This is a genomic window from Methylibium sp., from assembly GCF_965279545.1.
Classification (GTDB): Bacteria; Pseudomonadota; Gammaproteobacteria; order Burkholderiales; family Burkholderiaceae_C; genus Methylibium.
The window spans coordinates 1,446,288-1,469,909 of record NZ_OZ257250.1 but is presented as its reverse complement, the minus strand read 5'-3'; the positions used below and the strand labels follow the sequence as shown (position 1 = coordinate 1,469,909).

The window sequence follows — 23,622 nt, the reverse complement described above, 5'->3', positions numbered from 1 at the left end:
CTGATGAGCGAGGTCGATGGCGTTGTCCAGGGCCACCGCGATGGCCACGGTTTCGTGCAACGCGACGACGGTGAATCCGACATCTACCTTTCGCCCCAGGAGATGCGCGCGGTGCTGCACCGCGACCGCATCCGGGTGAGGGTGGTCCGCTACGATCGCAAGGGCCGACCCGAAGGGCGCGTGCTCGAGATCCTCGAGCGCCGCAAGGCGCCGATCATCGGCCGGCTGCTGCACGAAAGCGGCATCTGGCTGGTCGCACCCGAGGACAAGCGCTACGGCCAGGACATCATGATCCCGAAGAACGGCATCGCGAATGCGATGGCGGGACAGGTGGTCGCCGTCGAGCTGACCGAGCCGCCGTCCATGCATTCACAGCCACTCGGGCGCGTGACCGAGGTGCTCGGCGAGATCGAAGATCCCGGCATGGAGATCGAGATCGCCGTGCGCAAGTACGAGGTGCCCCATCGCTTCTCGGCCGAGACCCTGGCGCAGACGGCCAAGCTGCCGGACAAGGTGCGCCCGGCCGACAAGAAGCAGCGCATCGATCTGACGGACGTGTCGCTGGTCACGATCGACGGCGAGGACGCTCGCGACTTCGACGACGCGGTCTATTGCGAGCCGGCGAAGATCGGCCGTGTCAAGCAGCCGAACGGCTGGCGGCTGGTCGTGGCGATCGCCGATGTGAGCCACTACGTGAAGCCCGGCGAATCGCTCGATGACGATGCCTACGAGCGCGCGACGTCGGTGTATTTTCCGCGCCGTGTGATCCCGATGCTGCCGGAGAAGCTCAGCAACGGCCTGTGCTCGCTGAACCCCAACGAGGACCGCCTCGCGATGGTGTGCGACATGGTGATCGATGAGGTGGGCGAGATCCATGCCTACCAGTTCTTCCCGGCGGTGATCAACTCGCACGCGCGCTTCACCTACACCGAGGTCGCCGCCATCCTGGCCAACACGCGGGGGCCGGAAGCGCAGAAACAACAGGCGCTGGTGCCGCACCTGCTGCACCTGCACGAGGTCTACCGCGCGCTGCTGAAGGCGCGTGCCGGCCGGGGTGCCGTCGACTTCGAAACCACCGAAACGCAGATCGTGTGCGACGACAACGGCCGCATCGAGAAGATCGTGCCACGCACGCGCAACGATGCGCACCGCCTGATCGAGGAGGCGATGCTCGCCGCGAATGTGTGCTCGGCCGACTTCATTGCGTCGCACAAGCACGCCTCGCTGTACCGGGTGCACGAGGGTCCGACGCCGGAGAAGCGGACCATCCTGCAGACCTATCTGCGCGCGCTCGGCCTGGGTTTGTCGATCGGCGACGACCCGCGGCCCAGTGAGTTCCAGGCCATTGCCCAGGCCACGAAGGACCGTCCCGACGCGACGCAGATCCACTCGATGCTGCTGCGTTCCATGCAGCAGGCCATCTACACGCCCACCAACAGCGGTCACTTCGGCCTGGCCTACCCGGCCTACACGCATTTCACCAGCCCGATCCGCCGCTACCCGGACTTGCTGGTGCACCGCGTGATCAAGGCCTTGCTCGGCAGCAAGAAGTACCACCTGCAGGTCACGGAGCTCGCGAGTTCGGCGGTGCACACGCGCAAGCTGCGTCCGACGGCGGCGTCCAAGGCGCAAGCCAAGCAGGTCGTCAAGCAGACCGCCGAGGCACTGGCCTGGGAGGCGGCCGGTGCGCACTGCAGCGCGAACGAGCGGCGTGCGGACGAAGCCTCGCGCGACGTCGAGGCCTGGCTCAAGTGCAAGTTCATGCGCGACCACCTCGGCGAGGAGTTCGGCGGTGCGGTCACGGCGGTCACGACCTTCGGTCTGTTCGTGACGCTCGACGAGCTCTACGTCGAAGGTCTGGTGCACATCACCGAACTGGGCGGGGAGTACTTCCGCTTCGACGAAGCACGACAGGAACTGCGCGGCGAGCGCACGGGCGTGCGCTATGTGGTCGGCAGCCGGGTGCGGGTGCAGGTCAGCCGTGTCGACCTCGATGGTCGCAAGATCGATTTCCGGCTCGTGCACGAGTCGGGCCTGAGCCCACGTGCCCCACGCGACAAGACGGCTTCCGCCGTCGAGGAGTTGCAGGCCGTGAAAGGCGCGGACCGCGAGCACAAGCGGGCAGCCAAGAAGGCCGTCAGCAAGCAGCCCCGCGCGCCGGCGCGCAACGCGGGTGCGGAGGCTGCGCCGCGCAAGGCCAAGCGGCCCCGGCGCTAGCGGTCCGCGGCCGCTGGCTCTAGCCTCCTGCCCGCAGCTGACTCAGCCGGGTGATCAGTGCGCTCGCTTCGAGCGGCGCTGCGCGTGACCGGCGGGCCTGCCATGCGTCGGCCGCCAGGCCGTGGCCGTGCGTCCCCAGCGTGGCAGCCTCCCAGGCTGTCAGGCCCTGCGCCCACAGGCCGCCGGTCCAGCCCGCCAACACGTCGCCGGTGCCGGCCGTGGCCAGCGATGCATTGCCGCTGGCGTTGATCAGCGGCAGCGTGCCGGGCGCCGCGATCACGCTGCCCGAGCCCTTGAGCACGACGGTTGCATGCTGCCGGTCCGCGAGCCGGCATGCCGCGGCCAGCCGGTCGGCCTGGACCGTGGCGGTGTCGATGCCGAGCAGGCGTGCCGCCTCGAGCGGATGCGGCGTCAGCAGCGTGGGCCGCCCACGGCCGGCGCGCAGCGCCAGCAGGCGCGTGAGCGCCGCGTCGGCGGCCACGGCGTTCAGCGCGTCGGCGTCGAGCAGCAGGCGGCCCGCGCGGGCGATCAGGCCCGGCAGGTGTTCGCGCACCGCGTCGGCGCCGCCGCAGCCGCACACCACCGTGGCGTCCTCGAGTGGCGTGCGGGTGTCGCGCAATGCGGCGAGCGGGCGGTACATCAGTTCGGGGTGAACCAGGTCCACCGTTGGCTGCTGCATGTCGAGCGGCACCACGTGAACCCGACCCGCCCCGGCGGCCAGTGCCGCGCGCGCTGCCAGCAATGCCGCACCGGCCATGCCGGGTGCGCCGCCCACCACCCACAGGTCGCCGAAGCTGCCCTTGTGCTGCTCATGCCGGCGTGCGGGCCACAGCGCTTGCGTGTCGACCAGCAAGCCGGCTACCGCTTTGGCAGCATCGGCCGGCGCGCCGAGCTCATCGAGCCAGACGTCCCCGGCGTGATCGCGTCCCGCCGCGGTGAACAGCCCCGGCTTCAAGGTCAGCAGGCTGAGTGTCCAGCGCGCCCGCACGGCGGCGCCCGCGCCGAGCACCGTGCCGCGCTCGGCATCCAGGCCGCTGGGCAGGTCGATCGCCAGCACCGGTGCAGCACCGCCGTTGAGCTGCGCCACCGCCTCGAGCGGCCAGCCGGTCGGTGCGCGCTTCAGGCCGATGCCGAACAGCGCATCGATGGCCAGGTCATCGGGGCCGAGCGGATCCGGCGGCGCGGCGCTGCCGACGATGGACACACCGGCGGCGCGCGCCCGGGCGAGGGCTGCGGATGCATCGGCCGGCAGACCCTCGGCCGAAGCAAGTCCCACCGTCACCGCCTTGCCTGCATCCCGCAGCCAGGCCGCGGCTTCGAGTCCGTCGCCGCCGTTGTTGCCGGGGCCGGCGGCGACCCAGATGCGATGCGCATGCGGTGCCAGCGCGAGCGCGAGGCGCGCCACCGACGCGCCCGCGCGCTGCATCAATGTGTGGGCCGGCAGTCCGCCGGCCGCAGCGCCTTCGTGGTCGCGCGTCGCGGCCACGCCGTGCAAGGGGCGACTTGAAATGCGGCCTGAGGCCGCGTCTCCCAGGACGCGGCGTGGCGGTGCAGCGAGTTTCGTGTCCACGTTCCTGTCAGGCCGGTACCGCGCCCGCGACGTAGCGGGTCGCGTCGAAGGCCTTCGGGTCGAAGGCGGGCACGCGGCCTGCGATCTGGTCGGCCAGCAAGCGGGCGCTGCCGCAAGCCAGCGTCCAGCCGCTGCCGCCATGGCCGAGATTCAGCCACACACCGGGCCGCGGACTCGGGCCCACGAGTGGCAGCTCGTCGGGCAGGGTCGGGCGCGCGCCTTTCCAGAGTTGCGGCCGGGCGATGTGGGCAGCGCCGGGAAACCAGTCGTTGAGCAGGCGGTACAGCGTTTCGATCGCAGCGCGGCGCTGGTGCTGCGCCGAGCCGCCGAGCTCGGCGCAGCCCGCCAGCCGCACGCGCTGGCCCAGGCGACTGATCGCGACGCGGTAGCGGTCGTCGATCAGCGCCGCCTTTGGCCCCCGCTCGGGCGAACGCAAGGGCGCGGTCAGCGAATAGCCGTAGACCGGCATCAGCGGCAGCTTCAAGCCCAGCGCCGGCAGCAGCGCGGCAGAGTCGACGCCGGCCGCGACGACCACGGCATCGAAGGCCTCTTCCGACACCGGGTCGAGGTAGCGTGCGGCCGCGCGCGCGCGGTGCGCCATCGCGGCGCTGGCCGCCGCGCCGTTGCCGCCGCCTGGCACCGCCGCGCGGCTCGAGGCAAAACCGGTTGTCAGTGCGAGATGCTCGAGCTGCAGCTGGGCGCCGTCGGAGCGGGGGCCTGTTTCCAGTGCTCGCACCACCGTGCCGAAGCGGAACTCGACACCGAGCCGCTCGGCCGCATCGCGCAGCAGGTGGGCAAACTGGCGGCAGTTTCCGACCTCGTCCTGCGGGAGCTGGATTCCACCCGCCAGCGGCTGCTCGCGGTTGAGACCCGGCTCGGTCGCGTGGCACGCCGCCGCATCCAGTTCGCGAACGCTCAGGCCCAGCTCGCGCAACAGCGTCAGGTCGGGCTGGGCCGCGGCGACATCACGTTCGTCCCGCAGCAGCAGCAGCAGGCCCTGCGAGCGCTCGAAGTCGAGCTGCAGCCGGGCGTCGAGCAGCGCGAGGCGCTCACGGCTGTACTGCGCCAGCCGCAGCAGCTCGATGCGATGCTGCCGGTAGGTGGCCGCATTGCAGGCGCGCCACCAGCGCCACAGCCAGCGCCATTGCGTCGCGTCGAACGAGGGGCGCACGCGCATCATCGGGTGGCGGCTGAACAGTTCGCGCAGCAGCCGGCCCGGCATGCCCGGCGCTGCCCACGGCGCGACGCAGCCCGAGGCCAGCACACTCGCATGCGCGAAGCTCGCCTCGGAGGCCACGCTGCTGTGGCGCTCGAAGACCGTGACGTCATGGCCGTCCTCGGCCAGTTCGTAGGCGGTGGTCACGCCGATGATGCCGGCCCCGATCACGCCGACTCTCATGCGAACTCCTGCGGGCCCGGGCCCGGGCGCAGCGCTGACTCGACCGCGGCAGCTGTCGCGCGCGCAACGCCGGCATTGATCTTCAGGAACGCCGGGGCCACCGTCGCGCAGGTGGCGTGGCGCAACGACTGCTCGATTTCCGCGCTGGCGCTGCCCGTCCCGGCGAGCACCCCGGCACGCCGGGTGGGCAAGTCGTCGGTCATCGGCGTGCTAAACTCTCAGGGTTTTTCTGGAACACGTCGCTGCCTGCAGTTGTCTGATCTTCGATCGCATTGATTGTCGGGTCGTGGGCGTGAACCGGTGAAGCATTTGCAAATCCGCAAACCCGGTCGCCAAAAGGTGTTGCAAGTTTCCGAAGGGGCCCGAAAGGGCTACTGAAGAAAGCCGGTTGCATGTCGCCACAAAGCGCTGCAATCGCTTGCAATTCTGGCCGGATTTTAGACCCAACCTTTGGAGCTCCCATGTCCTTCACCATGCGTGAAATGCTGGAAGCGGGCGTCCATTTCGGACACCAGACCCGCTTCTGGAACCCGAAAATGGCCCCGTTCATCTTCGGCCATCGCAACAAGATCCACATCATCAACCTCGAGAAGACGCTGCCGCTCTTCAACGAGGCCATGAAGTTCAGCCGTTCGCTGGCTGCCAAGCGCGGCACCATCCTGATGGTCGGCACCAAGCGCCAGGCGCGCGAAGTGGTGGCTCAGGAGGCCCAGCGCGCCGGCATGCCCTACGTCGACCAGCGCTGGCTCGGCGGCATGCTGACCAATTTCAAGACCGTCAAGGGGTCGCTCAAGAAGCTCAAGGAAATGCAGGCCCAGCAGGAAGCCGGCCTGGAAGCCATGAGCAAGAAGGAGGGACTGCTGTTCGCCCGCGAGCTGAACAAGCTCGAGAAGGACATCGGCGGCATCCAGGACATGAACGCCTTGCCCGACGCGATGTTCGTCATCGACGTCGGCTACCACAAGATCGCGATCGCCGAGGCCAAGAAGCTGGGCATCCCGGTGATCGGCGTGGTGGACTCGAACCACTCGCCCGAGGGCATCGACTACGTGATCCCGGGCAACGACGACTCCGCCAAGGCCGTGGCGCTCTATGCCCGTGCCGTGGCCGATGCCGTCATCGAAGGCAAGGCCAATGCGGTCAACGAAGTGGTGACGGCGGCCCAGAGTTCCGACGAGTTTGTGGAAGTCAGCGACGCGGCCTGAGTTTGCCGCTAGGCGCCCCGCGCACTCAATCAAGGGGCTGGTTCAGCCCCTTTTTTTCAAAGCTTTCGAAGCGGTCGGTCGCCCAGGGCGGCCACCGCTTCACCGAACGGAGAACGCAATGCCCGCAATCACCGCCAGCATGGTCGCCGAACTGCGCGCCAAGACCGACGCCCCGATGATGGAGTGCAAGAGGGCACTCACCGAAGCCAATGGCGACATGAACAAGGCCGACGAGCTGCTGCGCGTCAAGCTCGGCAGCAAGGCCAGCAAGGCCGCTTCGCGCGTCACCGCCGAAGGCATCGTCGTGGCGTCCATCGACGGCACGACCGGCGCGCTGATGGAGCTGAACTGCGAGACCGACTTCGTCTCGAAGAACGACGACTTCCTCGCATTCGGCAAGGCGCTGGCCGAACTCGTGGCGCAGAAGGCCCCGGCCGATGTGGCGGCGCTGTCGGCGCTCGAGGTCAACGGCGCGACGGTGGACGCCACGCGGACCGCGCTGATCGGCAAGATCGGCGAGAACATCGCGATCCGCCGTTTCAAGCGCTTCAGCGGCGACAGCAAGCTGGTCAGCTACCTGCACGGCACGCGCATCGGCGTGATGATCGAGTACACCGGTGACGATGTGGCGGCGAAGGACGTCGCGATGCACGTTGCCGCGATGAAGCCCGTGGCGCTGTCGTCGGCCGATGTGCCGGCCGAACTGATCGAGAAGGAGCGCAGTGTCGCGGCCGGCAAGGCCGCCGAGGACGCGAAAACCGCCGAGGCCGCAGGCAAGGCGCCGCAATCGGCCGAGATCGTCGCGAAGCGTATCGAAGGCTCGGTGCAGAAGTACCTGAAGGAGGTCTCGCTGTTCAATCAGACCTTCGTCAAGAACGACAAGCAGACCGTCGAGCAGATGCTCAAGGCCGCCAACACGACGATCAAGGGCTTCACGATGTACATCGTGGGCGAAGGCATCGAGAAGAAGACCGACGATTTCGCCGCGGAAGTCGCGGCCCAGGTCGCTGCCGCGAAGGGGCAGTAAGGTCCTGCTCCGGCCCGGCGCGCCCATCCGGTGTGCCGGGCCTTCCCCTAAACTGCATTCCCCCGACCGCTCACGAAGCGCTCACCCAAGGAGACCCACGCATGCCGGCGTTCAAGCGCATCCTGCTCAAGCTTTCCGGCGAGGCCTTGATGGGCGACGACGCCTACGGCATCAACCGCGCGACCATCGTGCGCATGGTGCAGGAGGTGCGCGAGATCACCGAGATGGGTTGCGAGGTCGCCGTGGTCATCGGTGGCGGCAACATCTTTCGCGGTGTGGCCGGCGGCTCCGTCGGCATGGACCGTGCGACGGCCGACTACATGGGCATGCTCGCCACCGTGATGAACGCCCTGGCGCTGGCCGACACCATGCGCCAGGAGGGCATGACCGCGCGCGTGATGTCGGCCATCGGCATCGAGCAGGTCGTCGAGCCTTACGTACGGCCGAAGGCGCTCCAGTACCTCGAAGAGGGCAAGGTGGTGATCTTCGCGGCCGGCACCGGCAACCCCTTCTTCACCACCGATACGGCAGCCGCGCTGCGGGGTGCCGAGATGGGCGCGCAGATCGTGCTGAAGGCCACCAAGGTCGACGGCGTGTACACGGCCGACCCGAAGAAGGACCCGAACGCCACGCGCTACGCCAAGATCACCTTCGACGAGGCGATCAGCAAGAACCTGCAGGTGATGGACGCGACCGCGTTCGCACTCTGCCGCGACCAGAAGCTGCCGATCAAGGTGTTCTCGATCTTCAAGCCCGGTGCGCTCAGGCGCGTGGTGATGGGTGAGGACGAGGGCACCCTGGTCCACGTGTGAATCCGTCCGAGGACGACAACATGAGCATCGCAGACATCAAGAAAACCCTGGAGCAGAAGGCCGCCCGGTCGATCGAGGCCTTCAAGAGCGATCTGCAGAAGATCCGCACGGGTCGCGCGCATCCCGGCCTTCTCGACCAGGTGCAGGTCGAGTACTACGGCGCCATGGTGCCGATCAGCCAGGTGGCCAACGTGTCGCTGCTCGACGCACGCACCATCAGCGTACAACCCTGGGAAAAGGGCCTCGGGCCGAAGATCGAGAAGGCGATCCGCGACTCCGGTCTCGGCTTGAACCCCGCGGCCCAGGGCGATCTGCTGCGCGTGCCGATGCCCGCGCTGACCGAAGAGCGCCGCAAAGACCTGACCAAGATCGTGCGCAGCACCGGCGAGGACGCCAAAGTGGCCGTGCGCAACCTGCGCCGCGACGCCAATGAGCAGGCGAAGAAGCTGCTGAAGGACAAGGAAATCACCGAGGACGACGAGCGCCGCTCGCTGGACGAGGTGCAGAAGCTCACCGACCGCACGATCGCCGAGATCGACCATCTGGTGCAGGGCAAGGAAGCCGAGATCCTCGCGGTTTGAGAACCTCCGGTGTGCGAACCGCGTCCGCTGTGAGCCAGGTCCCCGCTGCGATCCCGCGCCACGTTGCCATCGTGATGGATGGCAACGGCCGTTGGGCCAGCAAGCGCTTCATGCCGCGCTTCGTGGGCCACAAGCAGGGCGTCGATGCGCTGGTGCGCACGGTCAAGGCCTGCGCCGATCGCGGCATCGAGTTCCTGACGGTGTTCGCGTTTTCCAGCGAGAACTGGAAACGACCCGAAGAAGAAGTCTCGGGCCTGATGGGCCTGGTGCTGGTGGCGGTGTCGAAGTACCTTGCCAAGCTGGCCAAGGAAGGCGTGCGCATCCGCATCGTCGGCGACCGTGACGCGGTTTCCGAGAAGGTGCGTGAAGCCTGGGCCGAGGCTGAACGCAGCACGGCGCACAACACGCGCATCACGCTGTCGGTGGCCTTCAACTACGGCGGGCGCTGGGACGTGCTGCAGGCCTGCCGCCAGGCGATCGCCGACGGCGTGCCGGCCGATCAGCTGACCGAGGCGCGGCTGGGGCAGTACATGGCGCTCAGCCATGCGCCCGATCCCGATCTCTTCATCCGCACCGGCGGTGAAGTGCGGATCTCCAACTTCCTGCTGTGGCAAGCCGCCTATTCGGAGTTGTATTTCACCGACTGCCTGTGGCCCGACTTCAACGAGGTCGAGCTCGACGCGGCCCTCGCGACCTACGCCGCGCGCGACCGTCGTTTCGGTGGTGTCAGGCCGGCGGCGCTCGCGCCGGCCGAACCGCAGGCCGCGGTCTGAGGACCGCCACGACGATGCTCAGGCAACGCATCATCACCGCGCTGCTGCTGCTCGTGGTGCTCCTGCCGGCGCTGTTCGCGCCGGCCCTGTGGCCCTTCGCGCTGCTGGTGCTGCTGATGATCGCTGCCGGAGGCTGGGAATGGGGCCGGCTGAACGGTCTCGGCTCCGGCACCGCGCTGGCGCTGGGGGGGCTGGTGGCGGCCGGCGCGCTGGCGGCCTGGGCGCTGGGGTGGATCGACGCCGCGCCGGCCGCGGCGTGGTGGTTCGCGACGACGGTCTGGGTGCTTGGCGGCGCCTGGGTCCTCGGGCGCGGCGTCGCAGGGTGGTCCTTGCTGGGTGCGCCGCTGCGCTGGGGGATCGGCGCGGCCTTGCTGTGGCTGGTGTGGCTGGCGATGGTTGCCGCCAAGGCGCGGGGCGTGAACTTCCTGCTGTCGGTGTTCGCACTGGTCTGGGCCGCCGACATCGCGGCCTACTTCGGTGGGCGCGCCTTTGGCCGACGCAAGCTGGCCCCGGCCATCAGCCCCGGCAAGAGCTGGGAGGGTGTGTGGAGCGGCATGCTGGGCGTGCTGCTGCTGGCGGCCTCGTGGATCGCCTTCGACCGTGCCAGCGGCCAGGGCGTGCCCAGCGTGTACAGCCAGCTGCACGGGCGGCTCGGGCCGGTCGGGCTGGTGGTGGCGCTGGTCTTCCTCACCGCGATGAGCGTGACGGGTGATCTGTTCGAATCGCTGGTCAAGCGCAGCGCCGGGGCCAAGGACAGCAGTGCGCTGCTGCCGGGACATGGCGGCGTGCTGGACCGTATCGATGCCTTGCTGCCGGTGTTCCCGCTGGCGCTGGCGCTGTGTTCGCTGGGATGACGACGTGACGATGCAACGCGTGTGCCTGCTCGGTGCCACCGGCTCGATCGGTGTCAGCACGCTCGACGTGATCGCGCGCCATCCGGGGCGCTATGAGCTGTTCGCGCTCAGCGCGCACAGCCGCATCGACGAGCTGACGAGCCAGTGCCTGCGCTGGCGGCCGCGCTATGCGGTGATGCCGGATGCCGCGGCGGCGCAGTCGCTGCGCGAGCGTCTCGCAGGCACGGGCGTCGAGGTGCTGTCCGGCGAGGCGGCGCTGGTCGAGATCGCTTCGCACCCCGACGTGGACACGGTGATGGCCGCGATCGTCGGGGCGGCCGGGCTGGCGCCCTGCCTGGCCGCGGCGCGTGCCGGTAAACGGCTGCTGCTGGCGAACAAGGAAGCGCTGGTGGTCGGCGGCGCGCTGTTCATGCAGGCAGTGAAGGAGGGCGGTGCGACGCTGCTGCCCGTCGACAGTGAGCACTCGGCGATCTTCCAGTGCCTGCCGGAAGACCGCAGCACCTGGGCACGGCGCATCGAACACATCGTGCTGACGGCCTCGGGCGGGCCGTTCCGCGCCCGCGATCCGGCCACGCTGCGCGACGTGACGCCCGACCAGGCCTGCGCCCATCCGAACTGGGTCATGGGACGCAAGATCTCGGTCGACTCGGCCACGATGATGAACAAGGCCCTCGAGGTGATCGAGGCCCGCTGGCTGTTCGACCTGCGGCCCGAGCAGATCGAGGTCGTGCTGCATCCGCAGAGCATCATCCACTCGATGGTGGTGTGCCGCGACCACTCCGTGCTCGCGCAGCTCGGCACGCCCGACATGCGCGTGCCGATCGCCTACGGGCTGGCCTGGCCGGAGCGCATCGAATCGGGCGCCGAACAGCTCGACTTCACGCGCCTGGCGTCTCTGAGCTTCGAGCCGGCGGACGAGCGGCGCTATCCCGGCCTGCCGCTCGCGTGGGCGGCGCTGCGCGGGCCCGACGGCAGCACGGCGGTCCTGAACGCCGCCAACGAGGTCGCGGTGGCGGCCTTCCTGGCGGGAACGATCCGCTTCGACCAGATTCACAGCATCAATGTCCACACCATCGAACGCACGCCACTGGGCGCCGGCGCGGCCGCCTCGCTCGAGGGCCTGCTCTCGCTCGACGCCGAAGCGCGGGCGGTGGCCCGCCAGCAACTGAGGACGCTCGCATGACCACCTTGCTGGCCTTCTTGCTGACCCTCGCGGTGCTGATCGTGGTGCACGAATATGGCCACTACCGCGTGGCGGTTGCCTGCGGCGTGAAGGTGCTGCGCTTCTCGGTCGGTTTCGGCCGTGTGATCTGGCGCCGCCAGCAGGGCGAAACCGAGTTCGTGGTGTCGATGCTGCCGCTGGGGGGCTACGTGAAGATGCTCGATGAGCGCGAGGGTTCGGTCCCCGCCGCCGAGCGCGAGCGCGCCTTCAACAACCGCCCGCTGTGGCAGCGCTCCGCGGTCGTCGTCGCAGGGCCGGCGGCGAACCTGCTGCTTGCGGTGCTGCTGTACGCGGCAGCGAACTGGATCGGGCTCGAGGAGCCCAAGGCCGTGCTCGGCGCTCCGGTGGCGGGCAGCATTGCCGAGCGGGCCGGGCTGGCCGCCGGCGACTGGGTGCAGGCCGTCGTCGCGGACGATGGCGGCGCGGAGCCGGTGCGCTCGATGACCGATCTGCGCTGGCAGCTCACCGATGCCGCCTTGCGCGGCGAGCGCATCGCGCTGAGCGTCAGCGACGCGCAAGGGCATGGCGCACGCACCGTCCGGCTGGCGCTCGACGGCGTCGACGCCCGCGAGGTGGACGCCGAGTTGATGCACCGCATCGGCATCGGCGGCCCGTTCAGCGAGCCGGTCCTCGGCAAGCTGGTCAGCGGCGGCCCCGCCGATCGCGCCGGACTGCGCGAGGGCGACCGCGTGCTCGGCGTCGACGGCGCGCGCATCGATGACGCCGGCCGCTTGCGCGACACGATCCGCAGTGCCGTGCACGATGGCGCGCCGCGCATCATGGAGTGGGACGTGCGGCGCGGCAGCGAACGCCTGTCGCTGACCGTGACGCCGGCGCTGCTCGCCGAGGGGGACAAGACCATCGGCCGGATCGAGGCCTACGTGGGGCAGGCACCCGAGATGGTCACGGTGCGCTATGGCCTGGTCGACGGGCTGGTGCGCGGCGCGCAGCGCACCTGGGAGGTGGCGGCGCTGAGCCTGCGGATGCTGGGCAAGATGCTGATCGGCGAAGCGTCGCTGAAGAATCTGAGCGGGCCGCTGACCATCGCCGACTACGCGGGCCAGTCGGCCCAGCTCGGCCTGGCGTACTACCTCGGCTTCCTGGCGCTGGTCAGTGTCAGCCTCGGCGTGCTCAATCTGCTGCCGCTGCCGATGCTCGACGGCGGGCACCTCATGTATCATCTTTTCGAAGGAGTGACGGGGCGGCCGGTCTCTGAGGTGTGGCTGGATCGGCTGCAGCGCGGGGGGCTGGCGATCATGCTCGTGATGATGTCACTCGCCCTCTACAACGACGTGGCCCGCCTGCTGGGCCTGCATTGACCGCATGGCCTTCTCCCGCGCGCTTCCTCCTTTGACGGCTCGTCCGTTCCTGTCCTTGTCCACTCCTTCCGCTCTGCGCCCCTCGATCCTTGCCGTTGCCCTCGCCGCCGCGCTTCATGCGGCGCCGGTGTGGGCCGTCGAACCCTTCGTGCTCAAGGACATCCGGGTCGAGGGACTGCAGCGCGCCGACGCCGGCACCATCTTCGGTGCACTGCCGTTTCGCATCGGCGACACCTACAGCGACGAGAAGGGCGCCGCGGCGCTGCGAGCCCTGTTCGCCACCGGACTGTTCAAGGACGTGCGGCTCGACGTCGACAACGACGTCGTGGTCGTCATCGTCGAGGAGCGGCCGATCATCTCCTCGGTGACCTTCGTGGGGCTCAAGGAGTTCGACAAGGATGCGCTGACCAAGTCCCTCAAGGACGTCGGCATCGGCGAGGGACAGCCCTTCGACCGCGCGCAGGCCGACCGCGCCGAGCAGGAGCTCAAGCGCCAATACCTGACCCGCAGTCTCTACGGCGCGGAAGTCGTCACGACCATCACGCCGGCCGAGCGCAACCGCGTCAACGTCACCTTCACGGTCAGCGAAGGCGATGTCGCGAAGATCAGCGAGATCCACATCACGGGCAACAAGGTGTTCTCCGAGGGCACGCTGGTCGGCCAGTTCGAGCTGACCACCGGCGGTTGGCTGACCTGGTACACGAAGACCGACCGTTACTCGCGCACCAAGCTCAATGCCGACCTCGAGACGCTGCGCGCGTACTACCTGAACCGCGGCTATCTCGAGTTCAACGTCGACTCCACCCAGGTGGCGATCTCGCCCGACAAGCAGAACATCTCGATCACGATCAACGTGACCGAAGGCCAGCCCTACACCGTGACGGGGGTGCGCCTCGAAGGCGAGTACCTGGGCAAGGAAGACGATTTCAAGGCACTGGTGGCGATCAAGCCCGGCGAGGCCTACCGGGCGGAAACCGTTGCCGAGACGACGCGCCGCTTCACCGAGTTGTTCGGTGCCTTCGGCTACGCCTTTGCGCGGGTCGAGCCGCGCACCGAGATCGACCGGGCGACCGGGCGTGTCGAGGTGGTGCTGGTCGGTGAGCCGAGTCGCCGCGTCTACGTCCGTCGCGTGAACGTCGCCGGCAACACCCGCACGCGCGACGAGGTGGTGCGCCGCGAGTTCCGCCAGTTCGAGTCGTCCTGGTACGACGGTCGGCGCATCAAGCTGTCGCGCGATCGCGTGGACCGCCTCGGCTACTTCAGCGAAGTCACCGTCGACACCGCCGAAGTACCCGGCGCGCAGGACCAGGTGGACATCACCGCCGAGGTCAAGGAAAAGCCGACCGGCAACCTGCAACTCGGCGCCGGCTTCTCCAGCGCGGAAAAGGTGTCGCTGACCTTCGGCATCCGGCAGGACAACATCTTCGGCAGCGGCAACTACCTCGGCCTCGAGGTGAACACCAGCAAGTACAACCGCAACCTGGTGGTCAGCACGGTCGATCCCTACTTCACGGTCGACGGCATCTCGCGCGCGATCGATGTGTACTACCGCACTTCCAAGCCGATCAACAGCCAGGGCGAGCAATACAAGCTGGTGACCGAAGGCACATCGATCCGCTTCGGTGTTCCCTTCAGCGAGTTCGACACCGTGTTCTTCGGTGTCGGCTGGGAACGCACCGAGATCAAGGCGGGCGCTTCGATCCCGAACAACTACTTTCTCTACCGCGAGGCCTTCGGCGATACCACCGACAGCATTCCGCTGACGCTCGGCTGGCAGCGCGACGGCCGTGACAGCGCGCTCGTGCCCAATTCGGGTCTGTACCAGCGCCTGAACGCCGAATGGAGCGTCGCGCTCGACACCCGCTACCTGCGCACGAACTACCAGATCCAGCAGTGGATTCCGCTGTCCAAGCGTTTCACGCTGGGCCTGAATGCCGAGGCCGGCTATGGCAAGGGTTTCGGCGGGCGTCCTTATCCGATCTTCAAGAACTTCTACGGCGGTGGTCTCGGTTCGGTGCGGGGCTTCGACCAGAGTTCGCTGGGCCCGATCGACGTGACCGGCGCGTACATCGGCGGCAATCGCAAGCTCAACCTGAATGCCGAGTTCTACGTGCCGGTGCCGGGCTCGGGCAACGACCGCACGCTGCGCTTGTTCGGCTATCTCGACGCCGGCAACGTGTGGGGCGAAAACGAGAAGCTCAGCCTCGACGATCTGCGCGCGGCCGCGGGCATCGGCCTGAGCTGGGTCTCCCCGGTGGGGCCGCTCAAGATCAGCTACGGCCAGCCTATCCGCAAGTTTGCGCAGGATAGAATTCAAAAGTTGCAATTCCAGATCGGGACCGCGTTCTGATGAAGACCTTGTCATTGATGCCGATGCTCGCCGCGGCGGTGTTCGCCGCGGGGGTGACTGCGGCGCAGGCCCAGGAACTGAAGATCGGCTACGTGAACAGCGAGCGCGTGCTGCGCGAAGCGAGTCCCGCGAAGGCGGCCCAGGCGAAGCTGGAGTCGGAGTTCTCCAAGCGCGAGAAGGAGTTGGCCGACACCGCGGCCAAGCTCAAGGCAGCTTCGGAGAAGCTGGAGAAGGACGCGCCGACGCTGGCCGAAGGCGACCGCAGCCGCCGCCAGCGCGACCTGGTCGAGCAGGACCGCGAGTTCCAGCGCAAGCGCCGCGAGTTCCAGGAAGACCTGAACCAGCGCAAGAACGAAGAACTGTCGGGCGTGGTCGAACGCGCCAACAAGGTGATCAAGCAGATCTTCGAGACCGAGAAGTACGACGTCATCCTCCAGGAAGCCGTGTTCGCCGGTCCGCGCGTCGACATCACCGAAAAGGTGATCAAGGCGCTGAACAGCGCCAAGTGAGGCGCGTGGCCGCGCGGTGATCGACTCGGCGGAAGAGGTCACGCTCGGCGACATCGCCGCGGCACTCGGCGGCGAACTGATCGGCCCGGCCGATCTCGGCATCGCCCGCATCGGCCCGCTCGAGGGCGCCACGCCGTCGACCATCGCCTTTCTTGCCAACCCACGTTACCGTGCGCAGCTTGCCGGCAGCGCCGCGGGCTGCGTGATCGTGGCGCCCGCCCTGCGCGACGAAGCGGTGGCGCGTGGCGCCGCGATCGTCTCGCCCGACCCCTATCTTTACTTTGCGCGGCTGACGCAGTGGTGGGCGCGCCGGGTGCGCCCACCGGCGGCGGCGGGCGTGCACCCGAGTGCCGTGGTCGACGCGAGCGCGCGGCTCGGTGCCGGGGCGAGCATCGGTGCGCTCGCAGTGATCGAGGCCGGGGCGCAGATCGGCGACGGCGCCGTGATCGGTGCGCAGTGCTTCATCGGGCGTGATGCCCGCGTCGGTGCCGGGACCTTGCTGCATCCGCGGGTGACGCTGGCTTTCGAGTGCGTGATCGGTGCACGCTGCATCGTCCACAGCGGCGCCGTCATCGGTGCCGATGGCTTCGGTTTTGCGCCGACCAAGGACCAGGGCTACGTGAAGATCGAGCAGCTGGGCGCCGTGCGCATCGGCGACGACGTCGAGATCGGTGCCAACACCTGCATCGACCGTGGCGCGCTCAGCGACACCGTGATCGAAGACGGCGTCAAGCTCGACAACCTGATCCAGATTGCCCACAACGTGCATGTCGGTTGCGGCACGGCGATGGCGGCCTTCACCGGCATCGCCGGCAGCACGCGCATCGGCGCGCGCTGCACCTTCGGCGGGGGGGCGGGTGTCGTCGGCCATGTGGACATTGCCGACGACGTGCATGTCTCGGCGCACACCGCGGTGCTGCGCTCGATCGACAAGCCGGGCGTGTACACCGGCATCTTCCCGCTCGCCGAGAATCGCATCTGGGAGAAGAACGCGGTCACGCTGCGCCAGCTGCACAAGCTGCGTGACCGGCTGAGGGCGCTGGAACGCGCCGCCCGCGACGACGCCGGCCTCCCGACGAACGACGAACAAGATTGAGCCGGCGCCTCCCGCCGGCGCCGAGAGCCGCCATGATGGACATTCACCAGATCCTCGCCAAACTGCCGCACCGCTACCCCTTCCTGCTGGTGGACCGGGTGCTGGAGGTCGAATTCGGCAAGCGCATCAAGGCACTGAAGAACGTGTCGATCAACGAGCCGTTCTTCGTCGGGCATTTCCCGCACCGCCCGGTGATGCCGGGGGTGCTGGTGCTGGAGGCCCTGGCCCAGGCCGCCGCGCTGCTGAGCTTTGCCGACGACAACCTGCAGTCGGACAAGAACTCGGTGATCTATTTCGTCGGCATCGACGGTGCCCGCTTCAAGCGGCCGGTCGAGCCGGGCGACCAGCTGATCCTCGAGGTCGAGGCCGACCGCGTGCGCGGCGGCATCCACAAGTTCAAGGCGCGCGCCAGTGTCGCAGGGGAGCTGGCTTGCGGGGCCGAGCTGATGTGCACGATGCGCACCGTCGCTTGAAAGCCTCCGGCATGAGTGCGATCCACCCCACCGCGGTCGTCGATCCGCAGGCGCAGCTCGCCGCCGATGTGCAGGTCGGCCCCTACACGGTCATCGGCCCGCATGTGCGCATCGGTGCCGGCACCAGCCTCGGCGCGCACTGCGTGATCGAGGGCCACACCACGATCGGCGCCGACAACCGCATCTGGCAGTTCTGCTCCATCGGTGCGGCGCCGCAGGACAAGAAGTACGCCGGCGAGCCCACCCGGCTCGAGATCGGCGACCGCAACACCATCCGCGAGTTCTGCACCTTCAATTGCGGCACGGCCCAGGACAGCGGCGTCACCCGGGTCGGCAACGACAACTGGGTGATGGCCTACGTGCACCTCGCGCACGACGTGCAGCTCGGCAGCCAGTGCATCCTGGCCAACAACGCCACGCTGGCCGGGCATGTGCACCTGGGGGACTGGGCCATCGTCGGCGGGCTCACCGGCGTGCACCAGTTCGTGAAGATCGGCGCGCACGCGATGGTGGGCTTCCAGACCGCGCTGTCGCAGGATGTGCCGCCGTTCATGATGGTCGACGGCAACCCGGCGGAAGTCCGCGGCTTCAACATCGAAGGTCTGCGGCGGCGCGGTTTCGGGCCCGAGCGCATTGCGCAGGTCAAGCAGATGCACCGGCTGCTGTACCGCAACGGACTGACCCTCGAGGAATCGAAGGCGGCCATCGCGGCCCTCAAGGGCAGCGTCGGCGGCGGCGACACGGATGTCGAGCTGATGCTCGGCTTCCTCGGCGCCTCCAAGCGCGGCATCGTCAGATAACGCGTCCCATGCAGTTCGGCATGGTCGCTGGCGAAGCTTCTGGCGACTTGCTCGCCGGGCTGCTGCTGGGGGGGCTGAAGTCGCACTGGCCGTCGCTGCGCGCGGCGGGCATCGGCGGGCCGGACATGGCTGCGCAGGGTTTCGAGGCCTGGTGGCCGAGCGAGCGGCTCGCGGTGCATGGCTACGCCGAGGCGCTGAAGGTCTACCGCTCGCTCGTCGCGCTGCGCACCGAACTCGGCGACCGTCTGCTCGCGCAGCACCCGGCGGCCTTCATCGGCATCGATGCACCGGATTTCAACCTCGGCCTGGAGGCGCGCCTCAAGACTGCAGGCCTGAAGACCGTCCACTTCGTCTGCCCGTCGATCTGGGCCTGGCGCGGCGGTCGCGTGCACCAGCTGGCGGCATCGGCCGACCATGTGCTGTGCCTGTTTCCGTTCGAGCCTGCGTTGCTGGCCCGGGCCGGCGTGCCGGCCAGCTACGTCGGCCATCCGCTGGCCGATGCCATTCCACTCGATGTGCCGCGGGCCGCGGCCCGCGCCGCGCTCGGATTGAACGAGCGCGACAGCGTGGTCGCGGTGATGCCCGGCAGCCGCCGCGGCGAGATCCGGCACATCGCTCCCGACTTCGTGCGCGCCGCGCAGCGCCTGCATGCGGCGCGTCCGGAGCTGCGCTGTCTGCTGCCGATCGCCCCCGGCCTGCGTCCGATGGTCGAGGCCGCGGTGGCCGAGGCCGGCGCACAAGACGCGATCGAGCTGGTCGACGGCCGATCGCACGAGGTGATGGCCGCCAGCGATGTGGTCATGGTCGCCAGCGGTACCGCCACGCTGGAGGCCGCGCTGTTCAAGCGGCCGATGGTGATCGGCTACCGGGTGCACTGGCTCAACTGGCAGGTGATGCGCCACATGCGCTACCAGCCCTGGGTCGGCCTGCCCAATGTGCTGAGCGAGGACTTCGTCGTGCCCGAACTGCTGCAGCATGCGATGACGCCGCAGGCGCTGGCCGCCGCGGTGCTGGGCTGGCTCGACGATCCGCAGGCCTGCGAGCGCGTCGCGCAGCGTTTCACCGAACTCCACCACCTTCTGAGGCGCGACACCGCGCGCGCCGCCACCGATGCGATCGCGCAAATCATCGAAGCTTGAGGCGCCGGGCCTGCCGACCGACCGGCAGCTCGGCCTGTCGTGGGACACGCCCGGGCTGCTGGCCGGTGTCGACGAGGCGGGCCGCGGCCCGCTCGCCGGGCCGGTGGTGGCCGCGGCGGTGATCCTCGACGATGTGCAGACCATCCGCGGTCTCGGCGACTCCAAGGTCCTGAGCGCGCGGGTGCGCGAGCGGCTGTTCGACGAAATCCGTGCCAAGGCCCTGTGCTGCTGCATCGCCGAAGCCAGCGTCGAGGAGATCGACACGCTCAACATCCTGCAGGCCACACTGCTGGCGATGCGGCGCGCCGTCGAGGGACTGCGGCTGAAACCGCACAAGGTGCTGGTCGACGGCAACCGCCTGCCGGTGCTGATGGTGCCGGCCGAGGCGATCGTCAGGGGCGATGCCACCGTGGCTGCGATCTCGGCGGCGTCGATCCTCGCCAAGGTGCACCGCGACCGGCTGTGTCTGGCGCTGCACGAGGCCCACCCGCAGTACGGCTTTGCCGGCCACAAGGGCTACCCGACGCCCGATCATCTGGCGGCGCTGCGCGCGCATGGCGCCTGCGGCGCGCACCGGCGCAGCTTCGCACCGGTGCGCGAGGTGCTGGGGCTGCACCCGTGACCAGCGGTCCGACGCTCATCAGCTCGCGCGACAACGCGCTGCTCGTGCGGCTGCGCAAGCTGGCGCACGACCCGGGCGCCTACCGCAAGCTCGGGGCGGTGTGGCTCGAGGGCGATCACCTGTGCGAGGCCTGCGTTTCACGTGGCCACATGCCGGCCCAGGCCGTGGTCAGCGAAGCCGGCTGGGCCGATTCGCGGCTGCAGCAGCTGGCGCGCGCCGCACCGCGCATCGCGATCGTCGCCGACGCGCTGTTCGCGCAGCTCAGCAGCCTCGAGTCGCCGGCACGGCTGGGCTTCGTGCTCGACCATGCGGTCGATGCGGTGGCGGTGCAGGCGGGCGTTGCCACCGTCGTGCTCGATCGGTTGCAGGACGCCGGCAACGTCGGCAGCGTCTTGCGCAGCGCGGCGGCACTCGGCGTGGCGCAGGTCGTCGCGCTCACGGGGACCGCGGCGCTGTGGTCGCCGAAGGTGCTGCGCGCCGGGATGGGGGCGCATTTCGCGCTGCGGCTGGTCGAATCGGCCGCGGTCGAGGACCTGGATGCGTTGGCCGTGCCGCTGCTGGCCACCAGTTCACATGCCGGCTTCTCGCTCGCTGAGGGTCGTCTCCCCAGTCCTTGCGGCTGGGTATTCGGACACGAAGGCCAGGGCGTCGGCGAGGAGCTGTTGGCGCGCTGCGCCGAGACACGGCGCATCCCGCAACCGGGCGGGGAGGAGTCGTTGAACGTGGCCGCCGCCGCCGCGATCTGCCTCTACGAGTCGCTGCGCCAGCGCCGCAGCGTGTAGCGCGCGGGATCGAGCGCGTCGCGCAGGTCGGCTTCGAGCGGGCAGGGCGTGCCGCTGATCCACGAAGCCAGCAGCTGCCCGCCGAGCGCCGCCCAGGTGATGCCGCGCGAGCCGAGGCCGGTGAAGACGTAAAGCCCGCCCTGCGCATCGCGCTGGCGCGGCACGAAGCGCGGCTGGTCGGCCCGCGAGGCCTGTGCCAGCGCGTCGGCGTCGGGCACGGCGCCGATCAGCGGCAGCCGGTCGTTCGTCACGGCACGCCAGCCGACACGGCCCTGCCAGGGCAGCGCGGCCCAGGCGTCGGCATCGCCACCCGACAGACCGGCGAGCTGGGTCAGGTTGAGTCGGTGATCGGCTTCACGCAGCGCAGGCTCGTCGTCCGCGGGCTGGCTCGTCGCGCCGAAGATCAGCTGCCCGTCGATCGGCGGCAGCACATAGCCACCCCCGGCGACCGGCAGGCGCGGACGGGGCAGGCCCGGCGTGTTCGCGCACAGGCTGCTGATCTGGCCACGCACGGCCGACAGCGAGGCGAGCGCGTCGCCGCCCGCGGGCCCCAGCAGGCGCTTCGTCCCGAGACCGTTCGCCAGCACCAGCACCGGCGCCGCGGCGATCACGCGGTCGTGCGCATCGAGGGCCCGCCACACGCCTAGGATGCGCTCGATCCGGGCGACGTCGACGCCGCCGGTGAAAAGCGCGCCGCTGCGCGCCAGCAGCTCGTTCGCATAGCGGCGCGGCGCAAGCCAGCCGCCGCCCGGGTAGTGCCAGGCGCCGCTCGGCAGCGCCAGGCCGGCGCAGGCGCTGGCCGCCTCACGGTCCAGCCAGTCCACGTAGCCGCGCGCCATCTGCTGGCGCGCGAGCGCCGCACGCGCGGCCGCGTCGGCCAGCCGCGATTCGAGACGCAGGCAGCCGGCGAGTTGACCCGTGACCCGGCCGAGTTCGATCCACTCGCCCGCCACGCGCTGAGTCAGCAGGGCTGCGGCGCGGTGCGCGCGCGCATGCGGACCATCATCGCGGTGGAAGCTGCCATGGAACAGGCCGGCGGGGTTGCCCGAGGTGGCCGCAGCCGGATGGGCCTCGCGATCGAGCACCCGGCAGTGCCAACCCTGCAGCGACAAGGCCCAGGCGGCGGCGCAACCGGCCAGCCCGGCGCCGATGACGAGCGCCTCGCGGGGCCCGCCGTGCGCATGCCAGCCGCCGGGCGGCGCGGTGGCCGTGTGTCGGGGCGTGAAGCGCGCCACCGTGATGTCGCGCTTGCCGCCGGTGCCGGCGGCGGCTTCGACCGTGAAGCCCGCCGCCGAGAGCCCGTCACGCACCGTGCGTGCCGCACTCCAGGTCGCCGCGGTCGCGCCCGGCGCGGCGAGGCGGCCGAGGCGCTGCAGCCGCCGCGGCTCCCACATGTCGGGGTTGCGCGCCGGGGCGAAGCCATCGAGGAAGAAGGCGTCGACAGCGCCCACCAGCTGCGGCAGCAGCCGTGCCACGTCGCCGAAGCCGAGCAGCAACTGCACGCGCCCTGCTTCGAAGGCGAGCGGGTGCAGGTTCGGCGTCGCCAGCGGCCAGGCGGCGAGCAGCGCGGCCGCCAGGGCCGGCAGTGGCGAAGCGGCATGTGCGCGAGACAGGTCCTCGTGCGTCAACGGGTGTTTCTCGATCGCGACGAACACCAGCCGTTCACAGCGCTGGGGATCCTCGCGCCAGGCGTTCCAGGTGGCGAGGAAGTTGTTGCCGAGGCCGAAGCCGGTCTCGAGGATGACGAAGCGCTCGCGGCCGGCCCACCGGCCGGGCAGCCGGTTGCCGCCCAGGAAGACGTGGCGCGCCTGCACCAGCGCGCCGGCGGCCGGGTGGTAGACATCGCCGAAATCCGGCGCCAGCGGCACCCCATCGGGCGTGAAGGCCAGCCGGCCCGGTGTGATCGGTTCGGTCCTCATGCGCTCGAGCGTGCCGCCAGCCAGTCGAGCAGCGGCTGGCGCGCCGTGGTGAGCCCGCGGTAGGCCAGCACCGCTTCGCTCATCGTCGACAGCGCGGCATGCAGCGCGGCCGCTCGTTGCGGCGTGGCGATGGCCAGCGCCATCGGCTGCACATCGACGTGGATCGTGAACACCGCTTGCTGCAGCGCCGGCAGCGGGATGAAGGTCTGGTGCTCGGTGCGCCAGTGGGCGCGCGCGGCCGCGGGGCCGGGCTCGTCGGGCCAGGGCTGGCGCGCATGGCGCGCCGGGTGCTGGTCGTGCGACGGGTGGGTCGTCAGGTTCCACACGAAGCGCTCCCAGCGCTGCGGCTGGCACACCAGCCGCGTCAGGTGCTGGTTCGCGGCGATCAACGTCGCGTTGTCGGCCACCGGTCCGTGCACGGTGGCGAAGGAGCGGCCGACCTTCTCGGCCGGTGCCCAATGCGAAGGCAGGCAGACCGCCATCCACGGCAGCGTGGCGGTGGCGCCGTCGACGACCGCGAAGTCCTCGTGCAGCGACAAACTCAGCAGACCCGCCAGGCGTTGCGGCGCGGGCAGGGCTTCGAGGCAGGCGCCGCTGGCGGCGTGGGCATCCGGCCCGGCCTCACCGAGGCTGCCGTCCCAGCGCACGCGCCAGCCGAGGACGACGCTGGCGACGCCGCCGGCGTCGACCGCCAGCGCCGTGCTGCATTGCCGGGTCGCCTCATGCGCCAGCGCCTGCAGCGCTGGCAGCGGATCGAAGCCCGGCGCACAGAGCAGCGTTTCGCCGGCGTGGTGCGACAGCACCGCGAGCTTCTCGGCGAAGGCGGGTGCCGTGGGGTTCAGCGCCGTGAGCTGCCGGGCGCCGGGCGCCAGCTTGCGCAGGCCCGGCTGCATGCGAAACGGTGCGCTGACGGCCGCTTCGAAATCGAACGAGGGGCTCATGGGCCGGATGGT

The 23,622-nt window shown here is 69.6% G+C and carries 22 protein-coding genes; 17 read left to right on the top strand and 5 right to left on the bottom strand.

What is annotated here, in order from left to right:
- The first annotated feature begins 3 nt into the window (after nt 1-3).
- A complete protein-coding gene (gene rnr, locus ACQY9S_RS06855) occupies nt 4-2,217 on the top strand; it encodes a ribonuclease R (protein WP_428424181.1) in 2,214 nt (737 codons plus the stop codon).
- A gap of 19 nt (nt 2,218-2,236) precedes the next feature.
- Here rnr and ACQY9S_RS06850 read toward each other — a convergent pair whose 3' ends face one another.
- The 3 genes from ACQY9S_RS06850 to ACQY9S_RS06840 form a co-directional block, all read right to left on the bottom strand.
- Entirely contained in the window at nt 2,237-3,703 is a 1,467-nt protein-coding gene (locus ACQY9S_RS06850; RefSeq protein ID WP_428425622.1) for an NAD(P)H-hydrate dehydratase, read from the bottom strand.
- Nucleotides 3,704-3,794: 91 nt separating this feature from the next.
- Nucleotides 3,795-5,186 carry an FAD-dependent oxidoreductase gene (locus ACQY9S_RS06845; RefSeq protein WP_428424179.1) on the bottom strand — a complete coding sequence of 464 codons (1,392 nt, stop codon included), beginning with the start codon at nt 5,184-5,186 and terminating at the stop codon, nt 3,795-3,797.
- A complete protein-coding gene (locus ACQY9S_RS06840; RefSeq protein ID WP_428424177.1) occupies nt 5,183-5,389 on the bottom strand; it encodes a hypothetical protein in 207 nt (68 codons plus the stop codon). Before ACQY9S_RS06840 ends, ACQY9S_RS06845 begins: the two co-directional genes overlap by 4 nt.
- 258 nt (nt 5,390-5,647) lie before the next feature.
- On the opposite strand from ACQY9S_RS06840, the gene rpsB reads away from it, so the two are divergent.
- The 16 genes from rpsB to ACQY9S_RS06760 all read left to right on the top strand — a co-directional run bounded on the left by rpsB (nt 5,648) and on the right by ACQY9S_RS06760 (nt 20,750).
- On the top strand, nt 5,648-6,391 hold the full coding sequence (gene rpsB / locus ACQY9S_RS06835; RefSeq protein ID WP_428424175.1) for a 30S ribosomal protein S2: 744 nt from the start codon (nt 5,648-5,650) through the stop codon (nt 6,389-6,391).
- 118 nt (nt 6,392-6,509) lie between these two features.
- Nucleotides 6,510-7,418 carry a translation elongation factor Ts gene (gene tsf, locus ACQY9S_RS06830; RefSeq protein WP_428424173.1) on the top strand — a complete coding sequence of 303 codons (909 nt, stop codon included), beginning with the start codon at nt 6,510-6,512 and terminating at the stop codon, nt 7,416-7,418.
- Between the two features lie 101 nt (nt 7,419-7,519).
- Nucleotides 7,520-8,230 (top strand): UMP kinase, encoded by a 711-nt coding sequence (gene pyrH, locus ACQY9S_RS06825; protein ID WP_428424171.1) that lies wholly within the window; start codon nt 7,520-7,522, stop codon nt 8,228-8,230.
- A 20-nt stretch (nt 8,231-8,250) separates the two neighbouring features.
- Nucleotides 8,251-8,811 carry a ribosome recycling factor gene (gene frr, locus ACQY9S_RS06820; protein ID WP_428424169.1) on the top strand — a complete coding sequence of 187 codons (561 nt, stop codon included), beginning with the start codon at nt 8,251-8,253 and terminating at the stop codon, nt 8,809-8,811.
- A gap of 74 nt (nt 8,812-8,885) precedes the next feature.
- Nucleotides 8,886-9,584, top strand: coding sequence for a polyprenyl diphosphate synthase (gene uppS / locus ACQY9S_RS06815; protein ID WP_428425620.1), 699 nt, complete (start codon nt 8,886-8,888; stop codon nt 9,582-9,584).
- A gap of 14 nt (nt 9,585-9,598) precedes the next feature.
- Nucleotides 9,599-10,438, top strand: coding sequence for a phosphatidate cytidylyltransferase (locus ACQY9S_RS06810; RefSeq protein ID WP_428424167.1), 840 nt, complete (start codon nt 9,599-9,601; stop codon nt 10,436-10,438).
- Nucleotides 10,439-10,448: 10 nt separating this feature from the next.
- Complete coding sequence (gene ispC / locus ACQY9S_RS06805) at nt 10,449-11,621, top strand: 1-deoxy-D-xylulose-5-phosphate reductoisomerase (protein ID WP_428425618.1); 1,173 nt, start codon at nt 10,449-10,451, stop codon at nt 11,619-11,621.
- Nucleotides 11,618-12,979, top strand: a complete 1,362-nt coding sequence (gene rseP, locus ACQY9S_RS06800) for an RIP metalloprotease RseP (RefSeq protein ID WP_428424165.1) — start codon at nt 11,618-11,620, stop codon at nt 12,977-12,979. Before ispC ends, rseP begins: the two co-directional genes overlap by 4 nt.
- 4 nt (nt 12,980-12,983) lie before the next feature.
- Nucleotides 12,984-15,329 (top strand): outer membrane protein assembly factor BamA, encoded by a 2,346-nt coding sequence (gene bamA, locus ACQY9S_RS06795; protein WP_428424163.1) that lies wholly within the window; start codon nt 12,984-12,986, stop codon nt 15,327-15,329.
- Nucleotides 15,329-15,838, top strand: coding sequence for an OmpH family outer membrane protein (locus ACQY9S_RS06790; protein ID WP_428424161.1), 510 nt, complete (start codon nt 15,329-15,331; stop codon nt 15,836-15,838). The genes bamA and ACQY9S_RS06790 overlap by 1 nt, the downstream gene beginning before the upstream one ends.
- A 16-nt stretch (nt 15,839-15,854) precedes the next feature.
- Complete coding sequence (lpxD, locus tag ACQY9S_RS06785) at nt 15,855-16,934, top strand: UDP-3-O-(3-hydroxymyristoyl)glucosamine N-acyltransferase (protein WP_428424159.1); 1,080 nt, start codon at nt 15,855-15,857, stop codon at nt 16,932-16,934.
- Nucleotides 16,935-16,966: 32 nt separating this feature from the next.
- Nucleotides 16,967-17,407 (top strand): 3-hydroxyacyl-ACP dehydratase FabZ, encoded by a 441-nt coding sequence (fabZ, locus tag ACQY9S_RS06780; RefSeq protein ID WP_428424157.1) that lies wholly within the window; start codon nt 16,967-16,969, stop codon nt 17,405-17,407.
- Nucleotides 17,408-17,418: 11 nt separating this feature from the next.
- Complete coding sequence (gene lpxA / locus ACQY9S_RS06775; protein WP_428424155.1) at nt 17,419-18,207, top strand: acyl-ACP--UDP-N-acetylglucosamine O-acyltransferase; 789 nt, start codon at nt 17,419-17,421, stop codon at nt 18,205-18,207.
- Nucleotides 18,208-18,227: 20 nt separating this feature from the next.
- A complete protein-coding gene (gene lpxB, locus ACQY9S_RS06770; protein ID WP_428424153.1) occupies nt 18,228-19,346 on the top strand; it encodes a lipid-A-disaccharide synthase in 1,119 nt (372 codons plus the stop codon).
- Nucleotides 19,318-19,968, top strand: coding sequence for a ribonuclease HII (rnhB, locus tag ACQY9S_RS06765; protein WP_428424151.1), 651 nt, complete (start codon nt 19,318-19,320; stop codon nt 19,966-19,968). The genes lpxB and rnhB overlap by 29 nt, the downstream gene beginning before the upstream one ends.
- Nucleotides 19,965-20,750, top strand: a complete 786-nt coding sequence (locus tag ACQY9S_RS06760) for a TrmH family RNA methyltransferase (RefSeq protein WP_428424149.1) — start codon at nt 19,965-19,967, stop codon at nt 20,748-20,750. Before rnhB ends, ACQY9S_RS06760 begins: the two co-directional genes overlap by 4 nt.
- Here the strand turns inward: ACQY9S_RS06760 and mnmC are convergent.
- Both mnmC and ACQY9S_RS06750 read right to left on the bottom strand, forming a co-directional pair.
- A complete protein-coding gene (gene mnmC, locus ACQY9S_RS06755; protein WP_428424147.1) occupies nt 20,717-22,669 on the bottom strand; it encodes an FAD-dependent 5-carboxymethylaminomethyl-2-thiouridine(34) oxidoreductase MnmC in 1,953 nt (650 codons plus the stop codon). The genes ACQY9S_RS06760 and mnmC overlap by 34 nt on opposite strands.
- On the bottom strand, nt 22,666-23,610 hold the full coding sequence (locus ACQY9S_RS06750; RefSeq protein WP_428424145.1) for a heme-dependent oxidative N-demethylase subunit alpha family protein: 945 nt from the start codon (nt 23,608-23,610) through the stop codon (nt 22,666-22,668). Before ACQY9S_RS06750 ends, mnmC begins: the two co-directional genes overlap by 4 nt.
- Between the last annotated feature and the right edge of the window lie 12 nt (nt 23,611-23,622).

Excerpts from the sequence above, each read along its gene's own strand:
- rpsB (WP_428424175.1), top strand. The coding sequence starts at position 5,648 with ATGTCCTTCACCATGCGTGAAATGCTGGAAGCGGGCGTCCATTTCGGA.
- pyrH (WP_428424171.1), top strand. The coding sequence starts at position 7,520 with ATGCCGGCGTTCAAGCGCATCCTGCTCAAGCTTTCCGGCGAGGCCTTG.
- tsf (WP_428424173.1), top strand. The coding sequence starts at position 6,510 with ATGCCCGCAATCACCGCCAGCATGGTCGCCGAACTGCGCGCCAAGACC.
- ACQY9S_RS06840 (WP_428424177.1), bottom strand. The coding sequence starts at position 5,389 with ATGACCGACGACTTGCCCACCCGGCGTGCCGGGGTGCTCGCCGGGACG.
- ispC (WP_428425618.1), top strand. The coding sequence starts at position 10,449 with ATGCAACGCGTGTGCCTGCTCGGTGCCACCGGCTCGATCGGTGTCAGC.
- ACQY9S_RS06790 (WP_428424161.1), top strand. The coding sequence starts at position 15,329 with ATGAAGACCTTGTCATTGATGCCGATGCTCGCCGCGGCGGTGTTCGCC.
- uppS (WP_428425620.1), top strand. The coding sequence starts at position 8,886 with ATGGATGGCAACGGCCGTTGGGCCAGCAAGCGCTTCATGCCGCGCTTC.
- frr (WP_428424169.1), top strand. The coding sequence starts at position 8,251 with ATGAGCATCGCAGACATCAAGAAAACCCTGGAGCAGAAGGCCGCCCGG.
- rnhB (WP_428424151.1), top strand. The coding sequence starts at position 19,318 with ATGCGATCGCGCAAATCATCGAAGCTTGAGGCGCCGGGCCTGCCGACC.
- rseP (WP_428424165.1), top strand. The coding sequence starts at position 11,618 with ATGACCACCTTGCTGGCCTTCTTGCTGACCCTCGCGGTGCTGATCGTG.
- bamA (WP_428424163.1), top strand. The coding sequence starts at position 12,984 with ATGGCCTTCTCCCGCGCGCTTCCTCCTTTGACGGCTCGTCCGTTCCTG.
- mnmC (WP_428424147.1), bottom strand. The coding sequence starts at position 22,669 with ATGAGGACCGAACCGATCACACCGGGCCGGCTGGCCTTCACGCCCGAT.
- lpxB (WP_428424153.1), top strand. The coding sequence starts at position 18,228 with ATGGTCGCTGGCGAAGCTTCTGGCGACTTGCTCGCCGGGCTGCTGCTG.
- ACQY9S_RS06750 (WP_428424145.1), bottom strand. The coding sequence starts at position 23,610 with ATGAGCCCCTCGTTCGATTTCGAAGCGGCCGTCAGCGCACCGTTTCGC.
- rnr (WP_428424181.1), top strand. The coding sequence starts at position 4 with ATGAGCGAGGTCGATGGCGTTGTCCAGGGCCACCGCGATGGCCACGGT.
- ACQY9S_RS06845 (WP_428424179.1), bottom strand. The coding sequence starts at position 5,186 with ATGAGAGTCGGCGTGATCGGGGCCGGCATCATCGGCGTGACCACCGCC.
- ACQY9S_RS06810 (WP_428424167.1), top strand. The coding sequence starts at position 9,599 with ATGCTCAGGCAACGCATCATCACCGCGCTGCTGCTGCTCGTGGTGCTC.
- fabZ (WP_428424157.1), top strand. The coding sequence starts at position 16,967 with ATGATGGACATTCACCAGATCCTCGCCAAACTGCCGCACCGCTACCCC.
- lpxA (WP_428424155.1), top strand. The coding sequence starts at position 17,419 with ATGAGTGCGATCCACCCCACCGCGGTCGTCGATCCGCAGGCGCAGCTC.